The 20,959-nt window shown below is 74.3% G+C and carries 8 protein-coding genes; 4 read left to right on the top strand and 4 right to left on the bottom strand.

The window, feature by feature from the left end; translation table 11 throughout:
• Nucleotides 1-36: 36 nt before the first annotated feature.
• Both AB0L21_RS21860 and AB0L21_RS21855 read right to left on the bottom strand, forming a co-directional pair.
• Nucleotides 37-10,074, bottom strand: coding sequence for an amino acid adenylation domain-containing protein (locus AB0L21_RS21860; protein ID WP_365785797.1), 10,038 nt, complete (start codon nt 10,072-10,074; stop codon nt 37-39).
• Nucleotides 10,071-14,480 carry an amino acid adenylation domain-containing protein gene (locus tag AB0L21_RS21855; protein WP_365785795.1) on the bottom strand — a complete coding sequence of 1,470 codons (4,410 nt, stop codon included), beginning with the start codon at nt 14,478-14,480 and terminating at the stop codon, nt 10,071-10,073. Before AB0L21_RS21855 ends, AB0L21_RS21860 begins: the two co-directional genes overlap by 4 nt.
• A gap of 206 nt (nt 14,481-14,686) precedes the next feature.
• Here AB0L21_RS21855 and AB0L21_RS21850 point away from each other — a divergent pair, with 206 nt between their 5' ends.
• A complete protein-coding gene (locus AB0L21_RS21850) occupies nt 14,687-15,082 on the top strand; it encodes a hypothetical protein (RefSeq protein WP_365708322.1) in 396 nt (131 codons plus the stop codon).
• A gap of 100 nt (nt 15,083-15,182) precedes the next feature.
• On the opposite strand, the gene AB0L21_RS21845 is transcribed toward AB0L21_RS21850, so the two are convergent.
• The gene (locus tag AB0L21_RS21845; protein ID WP_365785793.1) at nt 15,183-16,406 is read right to left on the bottom strand and encodes a glycoside hydrolase family 3 N-terminal domain-containing protein; all 1,224 of its coding nucleotides are present in this window, start codon (nt 16,404-16,406) and stop codon (nt 15,183-15,185) included.
• Between the two features lie 944 nt (nt 16,407-17,350).
• On the bottom strand, nt 17,351-17,776 hold the full coding sequence (locus AB0L21_RS21840) for an SDR family NAD(P)-dependent oxidoreductase (protein WP_365785791.1): 426 nt from the start codon (nt 17,774-17,776) through the stop codon (nt 17,351-17,353).
• Nucleotides 17,777-17,904: 128 nt separating this feature from the next.
• On the opposite strand from AB0L21_RS21840, the gene AB0L21_RS21835 reads away from it, so the two are divergent.
• From AB0L21_RS21835 to AB0L21_RS21825, 3 genes are all read left to right on the top strand, one after another.
• Nucleotides 17,905-18,258, top strand: coding sequence for a hypothetical protein (locus AB0L21_RS21835; protein ID WP_365785789.1), 354 nt, complete (start codon nt 17,905-17,907; stop codon nt 18,256-18,258).
• Between the two features lie 72 nt (nt 18,259-18,330).
• Nucleotides 18,331-19,596 carry a ParA family protein gene (locus AB0L21_RS21830; protein WP_365708314.1) on the top strand — a complete coding sequence of 422 codons (1,266 nt, stop codon included), beginning with the start codon at nt 18,331-18,333 and terminating at the stop codon, nt 19,594-19,596.
• A complete protein-coding gene (locus AB0L21_RS21825) occupies nt 19,593-20,837 on the top strand; it encodes a ParB/RepB/Spo0J family partition protein (protein WP_365785787.1) in 1,245 nt (414 codons plus the stop codon). The genes AB0L21_RS21830 and AB0L21_RS21825 overlap by 4 nt, the downstream gene beginning before the upstream one ends.
• Nucleotides 20,838-20,959: the final 122 nt, after the last annotated feature.

Genomic DNA, 20,959 nt, shown 5'->3' with positions numbered 1-20,959 from the left:
GGTGATCCGGGTCGTCCACTGGACCGGGGTGATCCGCTACAGCGGGCGGGACTCGGCGGGGACGGGCGGGTGGGATGCCTCCCGGGTACGGCCGTGCGGGGCGAGGTCCGCGCCGATGAGGGACGCGATCCCGGTCACCCGGTCCGGGCCGACCAGCCCGTAGTGATCGGTGTCGACGCGCAGGACGCGGGCGGACGGCGGCAGGTGGTCGCGCCAGCGCGCCGCCGCGGCGGGCTCGGGGGCGAGGGCGTGCGCGTCCGGCACGGGCCGCCCGGCCAGCCACAGGGCGGCCGGCGTACGGGTCAGCCGGGGCGGCCGGTGCCCGGCCATGGCCGCCAGGTTGGCCCGGCAGCAGCGGGCGAGGCGCTCCGCGTGACCGCGGCCCCGTTCGGTCAGCGGTCCCGCCCGGTTGCCGGCCAGCTCGCGCGCGAAGACGGCGTCGACCTGCCGCTCGTCGTAGGCGGCCAGCCGTGGTCCGGCGTCGGGCGGCGGCGGGTCCAGGAGGTAGAGGCCGGGGACCGGGTCGCCGTCGGCCTCGGCGAGGGCGGCCATCGACAGCGCGGTCCAGGCCCCGAAGGACCAGCCGGCGAGGCGCAGCCGGTGAGCGGCCGGCGGGAACGCGGCGCGGACGGCCGCGAGATAGTGCGCGGCGCGCTCGTCGACCGACCAGGCGGGCCGGTCCGGGTCGCGCAGCGCCGGGTCGGGGATCAGACAGACGGTCGGTCCGGGCGGCAGCGCCGACACCAGCGGACGGTACGCCTGGATGTCACCGCCGACGGGATGGACCAGGCAGAGCACGTCGGCGCTCGTGCCGCGCTGCCACACCTCGATGTCCACCGGCGCCGCCGTGCCGCCGGGCGCCGGGTGGGTCCGGGTGCGCAGATGGCCGGCGATCTCGGTGAGGGTCACGCGGTGACTGAGCCGGGACAGGTCGAGGTCGGCACCGAACCGCCGTTTCACCTCGTCCAGGAGGTCGAGCAGGGTCAGCGAGTCGGCACCGAGGTCGTACAGAGGGGCGTCGGGATCGATCCCGGGCAGGCCGAGCAAGCGGGCTGTGGTGGCGGTGAGTTGGGGGAGAGGGTCGGGGGACGGGCGTGCGGCCGGGGCGGTGGTGGCCGCTGGTGGCTGCGCCGTGGCCGGCGGGGGCACCGGAACCGGGGCGGGCGCTGGAACCGGTGCGGGTGCCGGAACCGGTGCGGGTGCCGGAACCGGTGCGGGTGCCGGAACCGGTGCGGGTGCCGGAACCGGTGCTGCGGCCGGTTCCGGAGCCGCGGCCGAAGCCGGGGCCGCGGCCGGGGCCGGGGCCGGGGCCGGGGCTCCGACCGGGGCCTGGGCCGGGGCCGCCACCGGTGGCTGCGTCGCCGCCGGGACCTGGGCTACCGCCGGTAGCTGTGTCGCGGCCGGGGTCTGGGCCGCCGCCGGGACCTGGGCCGCCGCCGGTGGCTGTGTCGCGGCCGGGGCCGGGGCCGGTGCTGTGGCCGGTTCCGGAGCCGGGGCCGGGGCCGGAGCCGGGGCCGGAGCCGGAGCCGGGGCCTGGGCCGGGGCCGGTGCCGCCGCCGGGGCCTGGGCCGGGGCCGGTGCCGCCGCCGGGACCTGGGCCGCCGCCGGTGGCTGTGTCGCCGCCGGGGCCGGTGCCGGAACCGGTGCTGTGGCCGCGGGTTCCGGAGCCGCGGCCGGGGCCGGAGCCGGAGCCGCCGCCGGGGCCTGGGCCGCCGTCGGTATCCGCTCGTAGAACACGCCGGCCTCGGACAACGGCGTGGTGTTCACCATCAGGTGCGGCAGCCCCAGCTCCAGCGCCTGGCCGAAGACCGCCGCGCCTTCTTCCGGGGTGAGGGCCACGGTGAGGTGGTGCTTGTGCCGGGCGTCCGGGGCCGGTACGTCCCACGCCATACCGGCCTCCCGCCAGGCGTCCCAGCCGATCGACACCCGGGTGGTGCGGCCGGCGCCGGTGCCGGGCGCGTAGTGGGCGAAGGCGTCCAGGAGACCGTTCGCCGCCGCGTAGTCGAAGAGGCCGACGCCACCGAACCGGGCCGACATGGACGAGCAGTAGACGGCGTGGTCGGGGCGGTACGCGGCGATCAGGCGCTCGGTGAGCAGGGCGGCGCCCAGTTTCGCCGCCGTAAGCCGACGGGCCTTCGCCCGGTCACGGCGTACGAGCAGTCCGCCGGCGGCGATGCCCACGGCGTGCACGATGCCGACGAGCCCGTCGAGATGGGGTGCGAGCCGGTCGGCGATCAGTTCCGGCGCTTCGTCGGCGAGATCCGCTCGCACCAGGGTGACCCGGTCGGACCAGGGCGCCGGCACCGCGGGAAGGGCGCGCCGGCGTGCGACCAGGACCACCCGGTTGCCGGCCGACTGCCGCAGCAGGTCGGCGGCGATGGTGCCGCCGATGCCCCCGGTGCCGCCCAGGACGAGATGGGTTCCGGTGCGGCTGGAGCGCGGACGGGAGGCGACCGGCACGGGGACCGGCTGCACGCTGCGCCGCCACCAGTACCCGCCGCGCAGGGCGAGCTCCGGCTCGGACCGCGCCGCGTCCCCGTCCCGCTTCTCGCCCGGGAGGTCCGGCAGGTCAGGCAGATCACACAGATCCGGCAGATACGACGCCCAGTCGGCCGGTTCGGGACCCGGCAGGTCGGCCCAGCGCAGGGACAGTCCCAGCTCCTGGCGGGGCACCCGGACCGCCGCGGCGAGCAGGCCCGCCTCCGGGCGCGCGACCTCACCGGTGACCGGCTGTGCCTCGTACGACAGCAGCCACACGCGGGGCCGCCGGGCGGCGGGAACGTCCGCCAGGGCCCGGCACAGGGCCGCCACCGTGTCCAGGCACGCCCACCGGGCGGTCTCCAGGGAGCGCCGGCCGACCTCACCGCGGACGGCGAGCGGCAGGGCGTGCAGCCAGTCCGCACCGGCGCCGCCGGCCGGGGTCAGCTCGGCGAGCAGCGCCGCGAGCTGGGCGGGATCGGCCGGGTCGGCCTCGTAGGCGGTACCGTCCCGGCGGACGAACGTGTCGCCGGCCCGCACCAGTACCACCCGCGCGTAGTGCCGCTCCAGTTCCCGCCATGCCTCGGACCCCGTTCCGGGCGGTACGACGACCACGGCGGTACGGCGCGACACGGCACCCTCACCCGAGTTCCCCCTGGCCCTGCGCAGCCGCACCCACAGCGGCTGATGCAACCAGCGGTCGGCGGGAAGCCGGACGGGCCACCCGACACCAGCACCGGCACCGGCACCGGCACCGGCACCGGCGACGACCGGAGCGTCATCCCCGCACGCGGCCTCGTGGCCGGTGCCCCGCGCACCCTCCCGGCCGGCCTCGCGCGCCCGCTCGTGAGCGACGCCACCGGTGCCCTCCCCACCCGATGCCACGACCCGGCGCGGGAAGTCGTACTCGGCCAGGTCGAAGGCAGGCGGCGGGAAGTTCCACGGGGCCGGTGCCGGGCCCGGGGGCCAGGTGATGGTGTGGCCCCTCGTCCAGGCGTCGGCCAGTTCCCGCGGGTCGTGGTGCTCGGCGACGACATGGACGTCGGACGCCGGCGGACGGGTGGGCGTGAGCGAGCGCAGCCAGGACACGGCCGACTCCACGTCGGGGCAGACCGCGGCGGCCCGGTGGGCGAGGGCGGGGCGGCCCGCCTGGAGGTGGCGCAGTACCCGGGGATAGTTCTCGGGGTGTGCGGTCAGGTGGTCGGCGATGCGGCGGCCGTCCGCGCGCAGCGCCTCCGGGCTGCCCGCGGAGAGCGGCAGACAGGGCACCGGGGGGACCTCATTGCCCGCGCCGCTCGTCCCGTCCGGTGCCTCCAGCAGCAGGTGCGCGTTGGTCCCGCCGATGCCGAAGCTGCTCACCGCGGCCACGCGCGGACCCGGCGTCGGCCAGGGCTCGGCCTCGGTGGGCACGCGGAACGGGCCGCCCTCCAGCTCGGGGCCCAGCCGGTCGAAGTCCACGGTGGGCGGGACGATCCCGTGGTGCGCGGCGAGCACGGCACGGACCAGTCCGACCACGCCGGCCGCCGCACCGAGGTGCCCGATCTGGCTCTTGACCGAGGACAGCGCGAGCCGGGCCCCGTCCCCGAGGCCGTACGCCTGGCGCAGGGCGGCGGCCTCCACCGGGTCCCCCAGCCGGGTGCCGGTGCCGTGCGCCTCCACGTAGCCGAGGTCGCCGCTGCCTCGTCCCCCGCGCCGTACGGCCGTCTCGATGGCGTCCCGCTGGCCGGGCACCGACGGGGCGCTGTACCCGAGCTTGCGGGAGCCGTCGTTGTTGACGGCCGACCCGGTGACGACGGCGTAGACGGTGTCGCCGTCGCGGCGGGCCAGGGAGAGCGGTTTGAGGACGACGACGCCGACCCCGCTGCCGCCGACGGTTCCGGCGGCGTCCGCGCTGAAGGGCCGGCAGTGTCCGTCCGGGGAGAAGATGTGCTGCGGCCGGTAGGTGTAGCCGTCGCTCAGGTCCGGGTCCACGAGGACACCGCCGGCGAGCATCACGTCGGCGTCGCCCTGCCGGAGCAGCCCGGCGGCGACGTGCACGGCGACGAGCGAGCTGGAGCAGGCCGACTGCACGCTGAACGCGGGGCCGGTCAGGCCCAGATGGTAGGCGGCCTTGGTGGCCAGGAAGTCCTTCTCGTGGTGCAGGGCCAGCCGGAAGGCGTCGGGCAGGGACGCCGGGTCGGCCTCGTGGAGCATGCACCGGCCGTAGGTGTCCTCGCCGCAGGCGGCCACGATGCCCACGCGCCGCGCGGCGGGGTCGGCGAGTCCGGCGTGCGCGAGCGCCTCCACGCAGCTCATCAGGAGGTGCCGCTGCTGGGGGTCCATCAGGCGGGCCTCGGCCGGGCTGATGCCGAACCGGGCCGGGTCGAAGGACAGCGGCCCGTCCAGCTGGCTGCGGGCGCCGACCCGGCCGCCGGCCGCGGGGAAGTGCTCGATGCCGCGTCCGCCCGAGGTGACCAGGTCCCAGAAGGCGGCCAGGTCGGGGGCGCCCGGCAGACGTACGGCCATGCCGATGACGGCGACGGGCTCCGGGCGGCCGGGGGTGTCCGCGCGGGCGTCACCGTCGTACGCGGCGCGAACGGCCGCTGCTCCGGCCGTCTGCCGTGCCGGCGGCGGTGTCGCGGACCCCCGGCGGGACTCGACGGCGCGGGCCAGCTCCCCGATGGTGACGTGTTCGAAGAGGTCGGGCACGTCGAAGGGGAGGTCGCCCTCGCCCGCGCAGCGCAGGTGGAAGCGCATCAGGTCCAGGCTGGTGGCACCGGCGTCGAAGAACCGCTGCCGGGCGTCGACCGTCTTGCCGGTGGCGTCCGTGAACAGGGCGGCGAGCCGTTCCTCCAGCGCGGCCGGAGGGCTCTTCCGGAGGGTGCCGCTCCGGGGGGTCAGGTCGTGGCCGGGAGCGCCGGGTGCCGCCCGGCGGTCCAGTTTTCCGCTCGGGGTGCGCGGCAGCGCGGTCAGCCGCCGGAAGCGGGCCACGCGCGCGTGGGCGGGCAGCCGCCCGGCGAGGTGGCGGGTCAGGTCCGCGGGGTCGGGGTCGTCGCCCCGGCACTGGAGGCAGGCCACCAGGGCGCCGTCCACGACGGTCACGACCGCGTTGGTGATCGCGGGGTGCTCCAGCAGCGCGGCCTCCACCTGGCCCAGTTCCAGCCGGTGGCCGCTCAGTTTGACCTGGGTGTCCTCGCGTCCGGCGTAGTGCAGCAGGCCCTGCGCGTCGAAGCGGGCCAGGTCACCGCTGCGGTAGAAGGTGCCCAGTTCGGGGTCGTCGGTGAAGCGGGTGCGGTTGAGGCCGGTGTCGCCGAGGTAGCAGCGCCCGGTCATGAGCCCGCCGATCAGCAGGTGTCCGGTGGCGCCGGGCGGGACGGGGTGGCCGCCCTCGTCGACCACCCGCAGCACGGCACCCGCGACCGGCCGGCCGATGGCCGGACGCGACGGCCACGCGTCCGGGTCGCCGTCCAGGCACAGACCGCTGACGACATGGGTCTCCGTCGGGCCGTAGTGGTTGAACAGACGGGCTCCGGGCAGGCCGGCGAACCAGCCGCGGATGGCGTCGGTGCACACCAACTGCTCGCCGGCGGTGATCACTTCGCGCAGCCGCGAGGGATGGCGGCCCGTGCGCACGCCGTGCTCGGCGAGCAGCTGGAGCGCCACGTACGGCAGGAAGATCCGCTCCGCTCCGCCGGTCTCCAGCTGCTCCAGCAGGGCGGGCATGTCCTGCCGCCACGCGGGGTCCACGAGGCGGAGCAGGCCGCCCGCGCACAGGGTGGTGAAGATCTCCTGGAAGGAGACGTCGAAGGACAGCATCGAGAACTGCTGGGTGACGGCCGGGCGGGACAGGCCGCCGGCGCCGCGCTGCCAGTGCAGCAGGTTGCACAGGGTCCGGTCGTACACCTGGACGCCCTTGGGGGTGCCGGTGGAGCCGGAGGTGAACAGCGTGTACAGCGGGCGGCGGCCCTCGTGCGCCGGTGTGGCCGCGGTGGGTACCGGCGCCGGAATGCCGGTCAGGGTCAGGGGGTGGCGCGCGAGGTGGGGCGGCGCGATCGGGTCGAGGTCCGCGACGCGCTCGGGTGTGACGAGGACGCACACCGGGTCGGCCTGGTCGAGGACGTGCCGCAGCAGGGAGCGCGGATAGGCCGGGTCGAGCGGTACGACCGTGAGGTTGAGGCGGGCGGCGGCCAGGAGGGCCACGACGTGTTCCGGCGAGGGCGGCAGGTAGAGGGCGACGGCGGCCGGGGCGCCGGGGTCGTCGGGCAGGTCGTGGCGGGCGGCCAGGCCGGCGGCCAGGGCCGCCGCGTGCGCGTCGAGTTCGGCGTACGTCAGCGTGGTGTCACCGGCGGCGACGGCCGGGGCGTCGGGGGTGCGCCGGACCTGCTCGGCGAAGCCCTCGGCGACGGTGGTGAAACCGGCGGCGGGCTCGGGGCCCCGGCCGGTCTCGGGCAGGCCGCGCCGATAGGACGCGACCAGCTCGTGCAGGGTGGTGTCCGCGCCGTCGGCGAGCCGGTCGACCGCCTCGCGGAAGAGCCGGGCCGCCGCCTCGGCCCGTTCGGCGCCGATGTCGTCGCGGTACTCCCACAGGCAGTCGAACCCGGACTCATGCTCCACCACCGACAGGGTCAGCGCGCACTTGGCGCCCAGCGGCCTCGGCCACACCGGCCGCACCTGGCAGCCCGGCACCCGGAACGCGTCGAACTCGGTGTTCTCCAGCACGAACAGGAAGTCGAACAGCGGCCTGCGCTCACGGAAGGCCTGGTCGGCCAGTACGTCGGCGAGGGCGACGTCCTGGCCGTCCAGCACCGCGCGCACCGAGGCGGCGTGCCGGTGCAGCTGGTCGCCGAGCGGGGTGTGCGGCTCCAGGTGCGCCGGCACGAGCACGGTGTTGGCGAACATGCCGACGCACGTCTCGAACTCCGGCCGGTGCCGGCCCGCCACGGGCGCGGCGATCAGCGGGCGGGACTGGCCGGTCACGCCGTACAGCGCCCAGGCGAAGGCGGGCAGCAGCAGCTCGAACCTGGTCATGCCGCGCTCGGCGGCCACCCGGTCCAGCGCAGCCCGGCGTCCGGTGTCCAGGGTGGTGCGCAGCAGCCGGGCGGCGGGGCGTTCGCCCAGGCAGGCGGTGTCCAGGGCCGGTGACGGGTCGTCGTGGCGGTGGTGCTGGTCGCGCAGCCGGGAGCGGCGGCGCGCGTAGGCGGGGGTCGCGTGCCAGGCCCGCTGCCAGTGCGCGAACTCCAGCGGGCTCACGGCGGCCGGGTCCGGCCGCTCCTGACCGCCTGTGCAGGCGGTCGTGAGATCGCGGAAGAGGATGTTCAACGACCAGCCGTCCACGGCGACGTGGTGCAGATGCAGCAGCAGGACGCCGCCGTCGTCCCCGGGCAGCCAGGCGGCCCGCAGCATCCGGCTGTCGCGCAGGTCGAAACGGCGGGCGAAGAAGCGGTCGGCGGTGTCCTGCCAGGGCTCCCCGGGCAGGGCGTCGAACGGCTCCCGGGGGTCGGGCTCCCAGGGATCGTAGGGCGCGTCGACGTGCTGCCGCAGGCCCTGGGCGGTGGGCAGGAGCCGGGTGCGCAGCGCCGGATGCCGCTCGACCAGCGCGCGGACCGCTGCGCGCAGGGTCCGCAGGTCGACCGGGCCGCGCACCTCGAAGGCGAGCGGCACGTCGTACGAGGCGTCCAGGGGATCGCGCTGGTGCAGCAGCCACAGCCGCTCCTGCTCGCCGGTGGCCGGCGCGGTGGGCTCGCCGGTGGGCGCGGGCACGGGCGGATGGTCGCCGGCGGACGCGGCGGGATCCCGTACGGCGTCGGCGACGGCGGCGAAGTCCCCCCGCAGCACCAGTTCCTGCGGGATGTCGACGGCGGAACGCCGCTGGATCTCGAACCGGAACCGCAGCGCCTTCAGCGAGTCGCCGCCACTGGGTATCCACCGGTCGTCCGGGCGCAGTCCGGTGACCCCCAGCACCTCCTCGGCGAGATCCAGGAGGCGCCGCTGAGCGGCCGTGACGGGTACGGCGTCCCGGCCCCGCCCACGCCACGGCTCCCCGGCACCGGACAGCAGGGCGGCCTGGTCCACCTTGCCGTTGGCCGTCCGGGGCAGCGCGTCGACGAGGTGGGTGTGGTGCGGGCGCATGTACGGGGGCAGGGCGGCGGCGAGATGCCGGTCGTACGCGTCGTAGGCGTCCTCGGCGAGCTGTTCCGCCGGCACCAGGAAGGCGAGGAGTTCGTTGCGGCCGTCCTCGTCGCGCCGGGTGCACACGTACGCCTGCCGGACGGCGGGGTGGGCCAGGATGCGGCGCTCCACCTCGCCGGGTTCGATGCGGAAGCCGCGCACCTTGACCTGCCGGTCGGCCCGGCCCACGTAGGTGACACGGCCGTCGGCGTCCTGCCGTACCAGGTCTCCGGTCCGGTACCAGCGCGTCTCGCCGCCGTCCGGGTCGGGCAGCCGTACGAAGCGCCGGGCTGTCTCCTGCGGGAGGTTGCGGTAGCCGAGGGCCAGCGCGGGCCCGGACAGCAGGAGTTCGGCGACCTCACCGGGTTCGGCGGCGCGTCCGTCGGTGGTGCGTACGGTGATGCCGGTGCCGGGCAGGGCGGTGCCGACGGGCACCACGTCGCCGGTGAAGTCCCTCGGGACGGCGTGGCACAGGGCGAAGGTCGTCGCCTCGGTCGGCCCGTACACGTTGTGCAGTACGGCGCCGGATCCGGGGTTGGCCTCGTACCAGCGGCGGATCAGGCGGGCGTTGAGCTGCTCCCCGCCGATGAGCACCTGCTGGGCGGCGGCGAAACAGTCGGGCACCTTCTCGACGACGGCGTTGAACAGGGCGGTCGTCAGGAACAGGGTGCCGACGCGGCGCTCCCGCAACTCGGCGGCCAGCAGCCGGGGATCGTGCACCGCGCGCTCACCGAGCACGACACAGGTCCCGCCGGTGAGCAACGGCACCCACACCTCGAAACTGATCGCATCGAACGCCGGGTTGGCCAGACAGCCGTAACGGACCCCGGCCCCGAGCCTGATGTATCCCGCCTCGGCCAGCCGCCGCACACCCGCGTCGGTCACCTCGACACCTTTGGGGCGACCGGTGGTACCGGAGGTGTAGAAGAGGAAGGCCACGGGGGACGGGGCCGGCGCGCTGACCGGTGGGCGGGGGCTTGTGGCGGGCTCGTCGTCGCCGACCAGTGCGGCCACCTCCAGTGCGCGGACGCCGGTGGGCAGGGCGGGCTGGTGCGTGCCGCCGTCACCGTCGTCGTGTACGACGGCCACCGCCTGCGCGTCGGTGAGGATGTGCCGTTGCCGCTCCGGCGGGCTGAGCCGGTCGAGCGGGACGACGGTCGCGCCGAGACGGCGGATGCCGAGCATGACGCACACCAGCCGCCACGATCTGGGCAGGCACACGGCGACCGCGTCACCGGGCCGTACTCCGGCCCCGCGCAGCCGGCCGGCGACCCGGCCACTGGCCCGCTCCAGCCCCGCGTAGTCGAGGACCACGCCCCCGTCCTCGACAGCGGGCAGGTCCGGCGTTCGGCGGACCTGGGCGAGCACGGCGTCGGCGAGGGAGGAGGGGGTCGGGGTGGCGGGTGCCACGACAGCGGGCGTCCCGGTCCGGGCGGAATCGGTGTTCATCGTGCCTCCCCGCCGAAGCCGGCCACGGCCGCCGGACGAGTTGTGGTCGTCCGGTCGGGCAAGAGGGCGCCGTGCCGGCGGAGTTCCGCGGTGAGCAGGTCCGCGACACGGGAGAGGTGCGGAGCCTCCAGCACCTCCCAGTGGTCGCAGTCCAGCGTCTCCACCCGGAAGTCGCCGGCGGCGCGCCGCTGCCAGAAGTCACGGACCTGCGCGTGCTCGGGGGTGTCCGCGCCGCCCGGAACCGCCTGGGCGAGGACCAGGCGGGCCGGGGACACGGCCGGGTCGTGGTCGCGAGCGGTCAGGCGGTTGTGGTTGTAGATGCGGAAGTACCGCTCGATCTGGGCGTCGTCGATGCCGGGGTACATTCCGTTGAACCTCACCAGCTTGTCGCGGAACTCGCCGAAGTCCACCGGGGTGATGCCGGCGCGGGCGGCGGGGTCGTCGCCGGCCTGCGTGTCGAGCAGGACCACGCTGACGTCACCGCGCCCGGCCCGGGTCAGCAGGCGTCCCATCGCGTGGGCGACGAGTCCGCCGTAGGACAGGCCGGTCAGTACCAAGGGGCCCTCCCCCAGTGGCTCCAGCAGCCGCAGATACGTTTCCGCCATCGCCTCGACCGTCGGCAGCACCTCCTCACCGGGATTGACGCCCGGTGACTGGATGCCGCACAGGCCGACGCTCTCGGGCAGGTGCCGGGCCAGCGGCAGGTAGCAGAAGGCGGTGCCGCCGGCCGGGTGGACGCAGACCACCCGGGGCCCGGTGCCCGCCCGGAACGCGATGACACTGCCCGTCTCCCGGACCGTGCCCTGCCCGCGCAGGCGTCCGCCGAGCGCCTCGATCGTGGGATGCAGCATGACCTCGGCGACCGGCAGCGGCCGGCCGAAGGCCTCGGTGACGGCGTGCGCCATCTTGATGGCCGACAGCGAAGTGCCGCCGATGTCGAAGAAGTTGTCGCCGATACCGATGTCCGGGTGCAGCAGGATGTCCTGCCAGATCCGGTACAGGCGGTGCTCGACGCCGTCGCGGGGGCTGGCCGTGTTCACCCGGCTCGCGCCGTGCTCGCCGGCCAGGCGCAACAAGGCGGGCCGGTCGAGTTTTCCGCTGCGGTTCAGCGGGAGGGCGGGCAGGTCGAGGAAGACGGCCGGGATCATGTAGTCGGGCAGCCGCCGGGACAGGGCCGTGCGCCACTCGTGCGCGGTGCGGGCGGCGGCGGTGCCCCGTCCGATCCCCGCGACCAGCCGGGGCTGTCCGGCCGGGTCGCGGTCGGCGAGGACCACGGCCTCGCGGACGCCGGGCAGGGCGGTGAGTGCCGCCTCCACCTCGCCCGGCTCGATACGGAACCCGCGTAGCTTGACCTGATCGTCCGCGCGCCCCGCGTAGTGGGCGTTGCCGTCCGGGAGACGGCGGGCGAGGTCTCCGGTGCGGTAGATGCGTTCGCCGGGGACGAACGGGTCCGGAAGGAAACGTTCCTTCGTGAGGTCGGGACGGTTGAGGTACCCCCGGGCGAGGCAGGCGCCGCCCAGATAGACCTCGCCGACCACGCCGGGCGGGACGGGCCGCATGCGGGCGTCGAGCACGTACAGGCGGCTGCCGGCCAGCGGCCGCCCGATCGGGCAGGGGCGGTCCAGCGGCCGGGGATCGTAGTAGGCGGTGCTGTACAGCGTCGCCTCGGTCGGCCCGTAGCCGAAGCAGACCCGCAGGCCCGGCAGGTGCCGCGTCATACGGTGCAGGGCCGCCTCCGGGATCGGCTCGACGCCGGTCAGCAGCGTGCGCAGCCGCAGTCCGCGCAGCCGCCCGGCCGGGTCCTCGTCGATCCACTTCACGTACGCCGGCGGCAGGAACGCCTGAGCGACGCGGTGCTCACGCATCCACCCCAGCAACTCCTCCGGGTCACCGCGCAGTTCCTCCGGGACGATGTGGAGCACGCCCCCGGTGGTCAGCGGCAGCAGCAGTTCGTGCACCGAGGCGTCGAAGCCGATGCTGGACCAGGCGGAGCCGGCCTCGCCGGGCACGGTGCCCATGCGGGCGTGCCAGTTGGCGAAGAGGCTGAGCACGCTGCGGTGTTCGACCGCCACGCCCTTGGGCCGCCCGGTGGAGCCGGACGTGAAGATGACGTAGGCCAGGCGGTCGGGCACATGGCCGATGCCGGGCGGCGGGTGCTCCCCGGTCGCGCCCTCCGCCTCGGTCGTGGCCAGGTCCAGCCACTGCTCCGGGCGGTCACCGGCGCGCCGGTCGCTCAGCACGGCCCGGCAGGCGGCGTCCTTGGCCATACCGGCCAGCCGCTCGCCGGGCTGCCCGGGATCGAGCGGCAGCCAGGCGGCGCCCGCCTTCAGGATCCCGAGAATGCCCACGACCAGCTCGGCGGACCGGGTGGCATGCAGTCCCACCACGTCACCGGGGCGAACGGAGCGGGCGACGAGGGCGTGCGCGAGCCGGTTGGCACGACGGTCGAGCACCGCGTACGTCAGCGTCTCCCCGCCCGGCGCGACAACCGCCGGCCACTCCCCACGGACCCGGACCTGAGCTTCGAAGAGGGGGACGAGACCGGGGGCGGTGAGGAAGGGGTTGGGGGTGGAGAGGGGGGAGCTGGGAGCGGCGGGGGTGCCGGGCACGGCGAGGGCGGCGGGGGTGCCGGGCACGGCGGGCACAGCGGACGCAGCGGAACTGCCGAGCGCAGCGGAGACACCGGGCACAGCGGACGCGGCGGAGACACCGGACGCGGCTTGCACGGCGGAGCTGCCGGGCACGGCGGAGTTGCCGGACGCGGCGGAGTTGCCGGACGCGGCGGAGTTGCCGGACGCGGCGGAACTGCCAGCGGAGACACCGGGCACAGCGGACGCAGCGGAACTGCCGGGCACGGCGGAGACGCTGGGCACAGCGGACGCGCCCCGCACAGCAGAGGCGCCGGACCCGGCAGACGCGCCGGGCGCGGCGAAGGCCGCCGGTTCTTCGAGGCCGCGCGGTGCCTGTGCGGCCGGCGCGTGGCCGGGTGGTGTCGGGACCGCCGCTTCTCCGCCCGCCGGGAGGGCCCCCGTCGCGTCCCAGTCGGCGAGCAGTGCCCGCTGCTCGTCCGCGTCCATCAGTTCCAGTGCCGCGATGTCGCGGTCGGGGTGGCGGGCCATGTCGGCGAGCAGGTGCCGCAGGTGGTCCGCCCAGCGCCGGGCCGTGGTGGCGTCGTAGAGGGCCGTCGCGTAGTCCAGGTGTCCTACGACCCGGCCTTCGGACTCCGTCAGGGACAGCGCGAGGTCGAACTTCGCGGGGGCGTGCCGGATGGGCAGGGGCTCCACCGTCACACCGGGCAGCCGCAGCAGGTTCCGCCGGTCGGGCGTCCAGGCGACCATGGTCTGGAACAGCGGCGTGCGGGACGCGCTGCGGGGCGGGTTGACCAGTTCCACGACGCGTTCGAAGGGCAGGTCCTGGTGGGCCAGGGCGGCCCGCAGGACCGCGCGGGTACGGGTGACGGCCTCGGCGGCGCTCGGGGAACCGGACAGATCGATGCGCAGGGCCAGGGAGTTGACGAGGAAGCCGATGAGACCGGCGGCCGCGGGGCCGCGCCGGTTGGCGACGGGGCTCCCGATAACGATGTCAGAGCGCCCGGAGAGCCGCGAGAGGAGGATCGCCCAGCCGGTCAGGGCCGTCACGAAGAGGGTGGCGCCGTGCCGTCGGGCCAGCGTGCGCAGAGCCGCCGTGGTCTCCGCGTCGAGTTCGAACCCGGCCCGTCCGCCGTCGTACCTCTGCTCAGGCGGGTGCGGGCGGTCCGTGGGCAGGTCCAGTGCCGGCGGTGCGTCCCGGAGGGTGTCGTGCCAGTACGTCTCCTGCGCCCGCAGCGTCCCGCCGAGTACGGCGTCACGCTGGGCCCGGACGTGATCGGCGTACTGGGCCGGCAGCGGGGGCAGTGGGTCGGCGCCGCCCTGGGTCAACGCCTCGTAGAGCGCGCCCAGTTCGCGCATCATCACGTCCATCGACCGGCCGTCGTAGACGCTGTGGTGGAAGGTCAGCAGCAGGACATGGCGCTCGGCGCCGAGGACGATCAGCCGGCCGCGCCCGAGGGGGCCGGCCGCCAGGTCGAAGGGGGTGCGGGCCTCCGCCTCCTGAAGAGCGAGGACGCCGCCGGTCGGGTCGGTCGAGCCGCATAAGTCCTGGAAGGTGAGGGCGAATCCGGCGCCGGGCGGGTCGACGTGCTGACGGACCTCGCCGTCCTCCGCCACGAGCCGGGTGCGGAGCGTCTCGTGGCGCCGGGTCAGAGCGTCGAGGGCGCCCGCCAGGGCGTCACGGTCGAGGGGGCCGACGAGTTCGAAGGCCAGGGTCTCGTTGTACGCCACGTCTCCCCCGGGGAGTTGGGCGAGAAACCACAGGCGCTGCTGGGCGTACGAGGCGGGATGGGAACGGAGTGGGGGTGGGTTGTGCACCGCTGAACCTGACCTTCCCGAGAAAGGAAGTGAAACGGCTCTCCCCACAAGCGGGACAGCCGCGCCCTGAGTACTTGCCATACGCACAACTGCCGTGATCATCGATCAATGGCTCACGTCATGTCAACAGCCATGTGTTTCCGGCTGGTACGGTGCTGATCACGCCTGCGAGTCAGTCTGAGCAGTGCGCTGAGAGGAACAAACTCATGCCTCTACCCCAGTCCATGACCGACCATGCCACTGCGGAGTCAACCCCGTCTCCGCACGCCGCGCGGCTGGTCGGACTGACCACCGCTCTGGACCGGTGCGTGACCACGGGTGAGTGGGCGCCGACCGCTCTGGAACGCAGCCTCGCGCGACGGCTCGCCGTCGGCTCGGCGGGCGGCCTCCAGCCGACGCCGGCCCTCATCCGCTCGGTCCTCTGGGAAGGAAACATCCCTCTCTGCCACGAGAACGAGGGCCGGTTGGCCTCCCTGCTCGGCCTCTCGCTGACCGTCGCGGAATCAGCGGAACCGGACCGCGCGCCGGCCCTCACCCGGGTACGCGAACTGCTGGAGCGCCTCACGGAACGAACGCCGGCGCCCGCGACTCGTCCCGTCTGAAAACCGCCGTCCAGGCCGCCACGAGAGCAGCTCGGCCCCCCCTCCGTACGAAAGACCGAGCCGGTTCCCGTTCCTACGCGCCGGCGTCCGGTGAGGCAGTTCAGCCGCAGCTGAGGAGGCCGGCGGCGGCCTTCGCGTCGAGGATGCGGTGCACGCTGTCTCCGACATCGGCGCGGAACGCGGCATCGGTCTTCATGCGGGCGCTGACCCCCTGCACCATCGCCGGTACGGTGGACGCCTTCACGGTGAGGATCATGTTGCCGCCCGCCGACAGGAAGTTGACGGCCCGCTGGGCCGGGGTGAAGGACCGTACGGCGACGGCCTGCCCGAGGTCGTCCGAGATGACGACGCCCTTGAAGCCGAGCTGGGTGCGCAGCAGCTTGCGGATCACCGTCGGTGAGAAGGCCGCGATGTGATGGGCGTCGATCTTCGAGTAGGTGGCCGAGGACATCATCACGAACGGCGCACCGGCCTTGATGCCGGACCGGAAGGGGCTGAGGTAGGAACTGGAGGTCGTCGTCACCGAGTCGACGACGTTCGCGGTGGTGTCGGTGTTGCCGATCACCCGGCCGAGACCGGGGAAGTGCTTGAACGTCGTCATCACATGGGCCTGCTTGAACCCCGCGGCGAAGGCCCCGCTGTGCGAGGTGACGATGTCGGGGGTGTGGCCGAACTCGCGGTGGTAGCGGCCGATGGGCGCGTTGCGCGTGCCGAGGCTGGCCGGGACCACGTCCGCGACGGGAGCGAGGTCGAGGTCCACCCCGGCGGACTTCAACTGCGCCGCCCAGCCCGCGGCCCGGCTGCGCAGCGTCGACGTCGACCAGCTGCCCTGGGTGAGCGCGGCCGGGATGGTGGAGAATCCGGGGCCGCTCAGCACCTGCACCTGGCCGCCCTCCTGGTCCGTGGCGACCATCAGGCCCACCCGCCGGCCGGAGACCGTGTCCGCCTGGCCCCGGAAGCCGTCCACCACCTTGCGTGTCGCCTTGGTGCCGGCGCTGCTGCGCCCGGTCAGCATCACGGAGCCCACGTGGTAGTCACGCAGCGTACGCAGGTCGGTCGCGCTGGGGCGCGCGGCGGACACCCCGCCCATGAACAGCTGTCCTATGCGCTGTGCCTGGGTCATACCGGAGTAGACGCGGTCGGCGCAGGTGGTGGCCGCGGCCCCTGGGCCCGGGTCCACCACGGCGCGGACCGGCTGGACGGTATGCGCCTGGGCAGCCGGATCGCCGCAGGCGACCGCGGTCAGCAGCATGGTGACGAGCGGGATACCGGTGCGCAGAGCCGTCGAACGGCCCCTTCCGGGCCGGCGGACACGTGCTGTCATGGATGGCGCTCCTGTCTCGGACGATGGGCGGGCAAGGGGATCGACGGCCCGCTGTTCTTGCACGGCGGGGGCAGACCGCTTCGCCGCGCGCCCCCCGCCCCCACACGCTACGCCGCACCGCCCGGAGATGCGCGCCTTGCCTGGTAGGAAGCCACGAAACCGGCCCGCGGAGCCACGAATCCGTCCCGGAGGATGCGCGTGAAACCGGCCCGGGCAGGCACGCGGAACCGGCCCGGCAAGGCGCGCGGAACGAGCCCGGGGGGCCCGCGAAACCAACCCCGAGAGGCGCGCGAAATCAACCCCAGGGGGCCCTCCAAGGCAACCCGGAGAAAGCACGCGAAACCAGCCCGGAGAGCGCCGTCAAACCAACCCGGAGAGGTCCCGCACAACCAACCCCCAGGGGCGCGCGAAATCAACCCCCGAAGGGCGCGCGAAACCAACCCCAGGGGGCCCTCCAAGCCAACCCGGAGAAAGCACGCGAAACCAGCCCGGAGAGCGCCGTCAGACCAACCCGGAGAGGTCCCGCGAAACCACCCACGAGAGGCGCGCGAAACCAACCCCGAGGGGTCCCGCCAAACCAACCCGGAGAGGCCGCTGAACCAGCCCGAGGGGCGCCCTTGGCTCGCACCGGGTCACGGAACTCACCCGTGGGGTCACGAGACCCACCCCGCGGAAGCCGGAGAACCTACCCCCGCACGGGCCGCAAACCCCACCGCCGGACCGCGCCCCGCACCCCCGGACACGGCTGCCCGCAGGGCGCCCGCCGCACCGTGCCGCCCGCACGGCCCCGGACCGTCCGCGCCCGGCGCCGCCAACCGACAAGCCCACCCCCCGCGCCCGGCGCCGCCAACCCACAAGCCCACCCCCGCCACCGGCGCCGGCGCCGGCGAGTGACTGGCCCCCAACCCCGTGAAATGTCTCCCCGGAAGCAGGCGCGCCCCGGCTCAGCGCAACAGCCACCCCCCGTCAATGGTCAGGTCGATCCCGTTGACCGAGCGGTTGGGCAGGAGGAAGTCGACCGCGTCGACCACGTCGGCCATGGTGGCCGTCCGGCTGTAGCCCACGAACTTCAGGGTGAGCAGGTGCAGGGCCGCCTCGATGTCGTAGCTGTGGATGCTGTTGTGGTCACGCGCGATGGCGGTCAGGACCAGGCCGTCGACCCGTCCCACGTCGGCCAGTGCCTCCTTGACGCCGTGGGGTCGCGACAGGTCCAGGGCGAGTCCGCGGGCCGCGCCGACCTCCTCGGCGACGGCGGCGGCCCGTTCGGCGTCGCGGCCGGTCAGGACGACCTCGTCGCCGCGTCCGGCGTAGAACCGCGCGACCTCCTTGCCGAGGCCGGACGTTCCGCCGATGACGACCACACTGCTCATTGCGTCTACCTCCTGCGTTCGACTGTCGACGACACGGAACTGCCCCGGAGGCAAAGCGAAAGTGACTCAGTATGAGGAGTCAGGTGTCATCAACAGGTGTCATCAGCCTGGGACCCTACACTCGGTTCATGAACTTCCCCCGGCGGGCAGCACAGGTTTACGGTCTCGTCGCCGCCCTGGCCCGCACCGCCCGCACCGCCGCCCTCACCGTCCTCGGCGCGGCGACCGGAGCCGGCCGGCCTCCCACCCCGGTCCAGCGGTTCGCCGCCCGTCGCCCGGTCCTGCTGGCGGTGTACGCCGGTACGCCCATCGGGCTCGTCATCGTCCTCGCCGCCCGGCCCCGTGTCCGTACCGCCGCGGACGTCGCTTTCGTCCTGGCCAACTGCATGCTGGTGTACTGCGTCTTCGCGCTGGTCGCGTACGGGGAACGCGCGCGGCAGCGGCTGCTCGGCCGGGACCGCCGTACCGCCGAAAGGGGCTGACGGGCCGACACGACATTGAAAACTAACGCGTCACTGCTTCAATCGATCATCCGCGTTAGTAAGGTGTCCTCCATGAGTTCTCCAGCCACCTCCAGCGACCGCGAGAAGGTCGTCTCCAAGCTGCCGGGCTGGCTCCGGCAGAACCTCAAGGTCAGAGCGGCCCAGCTGGGCATCGAGATCCAGACCGCCGTCGAACAGGGCGTCCGGGACTGGTGCGCGCTGGCCTCCGCCACCGCCCCCGTCGACACCGCGGGGGCCGACTCCTTCTCCACCTTCCTGCCGCCCGGCCAGTGGGAGGAGTTCCGCCGGATCGCCGAGGACCGCCGGGTCTCCCTCATCCAGGGTCTCGCGCAGTCCGTCCGGCTGTGGCTGGACACCAACCCGGCGCCCGATGTCGAACGCCCCGCGGTGACCCGCCGTATCGTCATCTGCAACCAGAAGGGCGGCGTGGGCAAGACCGCCATCACCGCCGGTGTCGGCGAGGCGCTCGCCGAGTCGCCGGACGCCCTGCACCCCGTACGCGTGGCGAAGGCGCTCGCCAAGGCCCTGCGCGACAGCGAGACGCACGTCGACGCCGTGGAGCCGGAGGACGACCCGCTGGGGGTCGAGAACCTGCCCGGGCTCGGGATGCGGGTGCTGCTGGTGGACTTCGACCCGCAGTGCCACCTCACCAACCAGCTCGGCGCCACTCCCCTGCCGATGAACGGCGACAGCCTCACCAACCACATGGCGGGGGACCCCAAGGGCGACCTGCGCGACCTGGTCGTCTCCATCGACGAGGAGAAGTTCGACGGCCGGCTGCACCTGCTGCCCGCCTGCAACGACGCCTTCCTCCTCGACGTGCGGCTGTCCGCCGTACGGGCCCGGGAGGCCGCCCTCGAACGGGCCCTCGCGCCCCTGGAGTCCGACTACGACGTCATCCTCATCGACTGCCCGCCGAGTCTCGGCCTCAGCATGGACGCGGCGGCCTACTACGGCAGGCGCCGGGACGGCGAGAAGCCCGGCCAGTCCGGCGCGCTCATCGTCGTGCAGGCCGAGGACAGCTCCGCCGACGCCTACGAGCTGCTGACCACGCAGATCGAGGACCTGCGCGCGGACCTCCAGGTCGACATCGACTACCTCGGCATCGTCGTCAACCTCTACGACTCCCGCCGTGGTTACATCGCCACCTCCTCCCTCCAGGGATGGGTCGACATAAAGGATCCGCGGGTCGTGGGTCTCATCGGAGACCTCAAGGAGCAGAAGGAAGCCGTGCGGATGAAGCAGCCCCTGCTGTCCTACGCACCCAAGTCCCAGCAGGCCATCGGCATGCGCGCGCTGGCCCGGGAGATCTCATGAGCAAGGCCGACCAGCTGGGGGCAGGCCGCTTCGGCGGCGCCCGCACCGTCAGCGCGCGCCGGCAGGCGGTGGCCGCCGCGACGGGTGTGCCGACCGAGGGCATCGCGCCCCCCACCGAGCTGCCCATCCACCGGATCAGCCCCAATCCCGACAACCCGCGCTCCCGGCTCGGTGATCTGACCGACCTCGCGGGCAGCCTGAAGACGCACGGCCAGAAGCAGGCCATCACGGTCATGAACCGGGACGCCTACCTGAAGGCCAACCCCGACCGCGAGGGCGACCTCGAACCGGACACCACGTACGTCGTCATCGACGGCAGCAGCCGGCTCGCCGCGGCCCGGGAGGCCGGCCTGACCACCGTCAAGGTCATGGTCAGCGACGATCAGGGCAACACGTCCGAGGAACTCCTGGAATCGGCCCTCGTGGCCAACATCCACCGCCAGGACCTCGGTGAACTCGACGAGGCCCGTGCCCTGCAGCGGCTGCTCGCCATCCACGGCAGCCAGACCGCGCTGGCCAAGCGGCTGCACCGGTCCCAGGGCTGGGTGTCCCAGCGGCTCGCCCTGCTGACGCTCACCCCCGGACTCCAGGCGCGCATCGGCCAGGAACCGATCGATCTGCTCCGGGCCGTCGGCAAGAAGCCGGCCGAGGAGCAGGAGGCGGCCCTGGAGGCGCTCAAGGCGGAACGGGCGCGCGCCGACGCGGAACGCGTGGCCCGCAGGGAGGCGGAGAAGCTCGCGCGCGAGGTCCCCCGGCAGCCGGAGCCCGAGCCGGAACCGGAACCGGAACCGGAACCGCAGCCGGTGGTGGCGACACCGGCCGCTCCCGAGGAGCCGGCCGTGCCGTCCGGTGACGCGCGGCCGGAGCCCTCCGTTCCGGCGACGCGCCCGACTCCTCCGACGGCCCGTCAGGCCCCGTCGGCCGTGCCGGGCGTCCCGGCCCCGGTCACGGACGCGGCGCCGCCCGCGACCGCGCCGGACACGGCGGTTCCCGAGCCCCGTACGACCCCGGGTGCCGCCGCTCCCGCCGTACGACCGGCCGGTGCGGAACAGCCCGTGCGCAGACTGCCGTACGACGAGCCCGGCTCGCTCGCCATGCTGCTGGACCAGAAGATCGAGGACGACGACGTGTTCTTCGACCTGATCCGGTTCCTCGGCCTGCGCGCGCTCCAGCGCGACCCCGCCCGCCTCGGCAAGCTGGGTCGGTCCCTGGCCGACCAGCCCGCGGCCAGGGCCGACTGACCCGAACTCAGCCGCACGCCGCCGCCCCGCGTCCACCCCGGCCGCGGGGCGCGGGCCGTGGGACCAGCACGCTTCAGCGTGCCACATGTCTCAAACACCTGATGTCACCCAGCAGATAGGCT

This window comes from Streptomyces sp. NPDC052721, assembly GCF_040678315.1.
Classification (GTDB): Bacteria; Actinomycetota; Actinomycetes; order Streptomycetales; family Streptomycetaceae; genus Streptomyces.
Note: the sequence above shows the minus strand (reverse complement) of the source record. Positions and strands in the feature narration are given on the sequence as shown.

Excerpts from the sequence above, each read along its gene's own strand:
- AB0L21_RS21860 (WP_365785797.1), bottom strand. The coding sequence starts at position 10,074 with ATGAACACCGATTCCGCCCGGACCGGGACGCCCGCTGTCGTGGCACCC.
- AB0L21_RS21850 (WP_365708322.1), top strand. The coding sequence starts at position 14,687 with ATGCCTCTACCCCAGTCCATGACCGACCATGCCACTGCGGAGTCAACC.
- AB0L21_RS21845 (WP_365785793.1), bottom strand. The coding sequence starts at position 16,406 with ATGACAGCACGTGTCCGCCGGCCCGGAAGGGGCCGTTCGACGGCTCTG.
- AB0L21_RS21840 (WP_365785791.1), bottom strand. The coding sequence starts at position 17,776 with ATGAGCAGTGTGGTCGTCATCGGCGGAACGTCCGGCCTCGGCAAGGAG.
- AB0L21_RS21835 (WP_365785789.1), top strand. The coding sequence starts at position 17,905 with ATGAACTTCCCCCGGCGGGCAGCACAGGTTTACGGTCTCGTCGCCGCC.
- AB0L21_RS21830 (WP_365708314.1), top strand. The coding sequence starts at position 18,331 with ATGAGTTCTCCAGCCACCTCCAGCGACCGCGAGAAGGTCGTCTCCAAG.
- AB0L21_RS21825 (WP_365785787.1), top strand. The coding sequence starts at position 19,593 with ATGAGCAAGGCCGACCAGCTGGGGGCAGGCCGCTTCGGCGGCGCCCGC.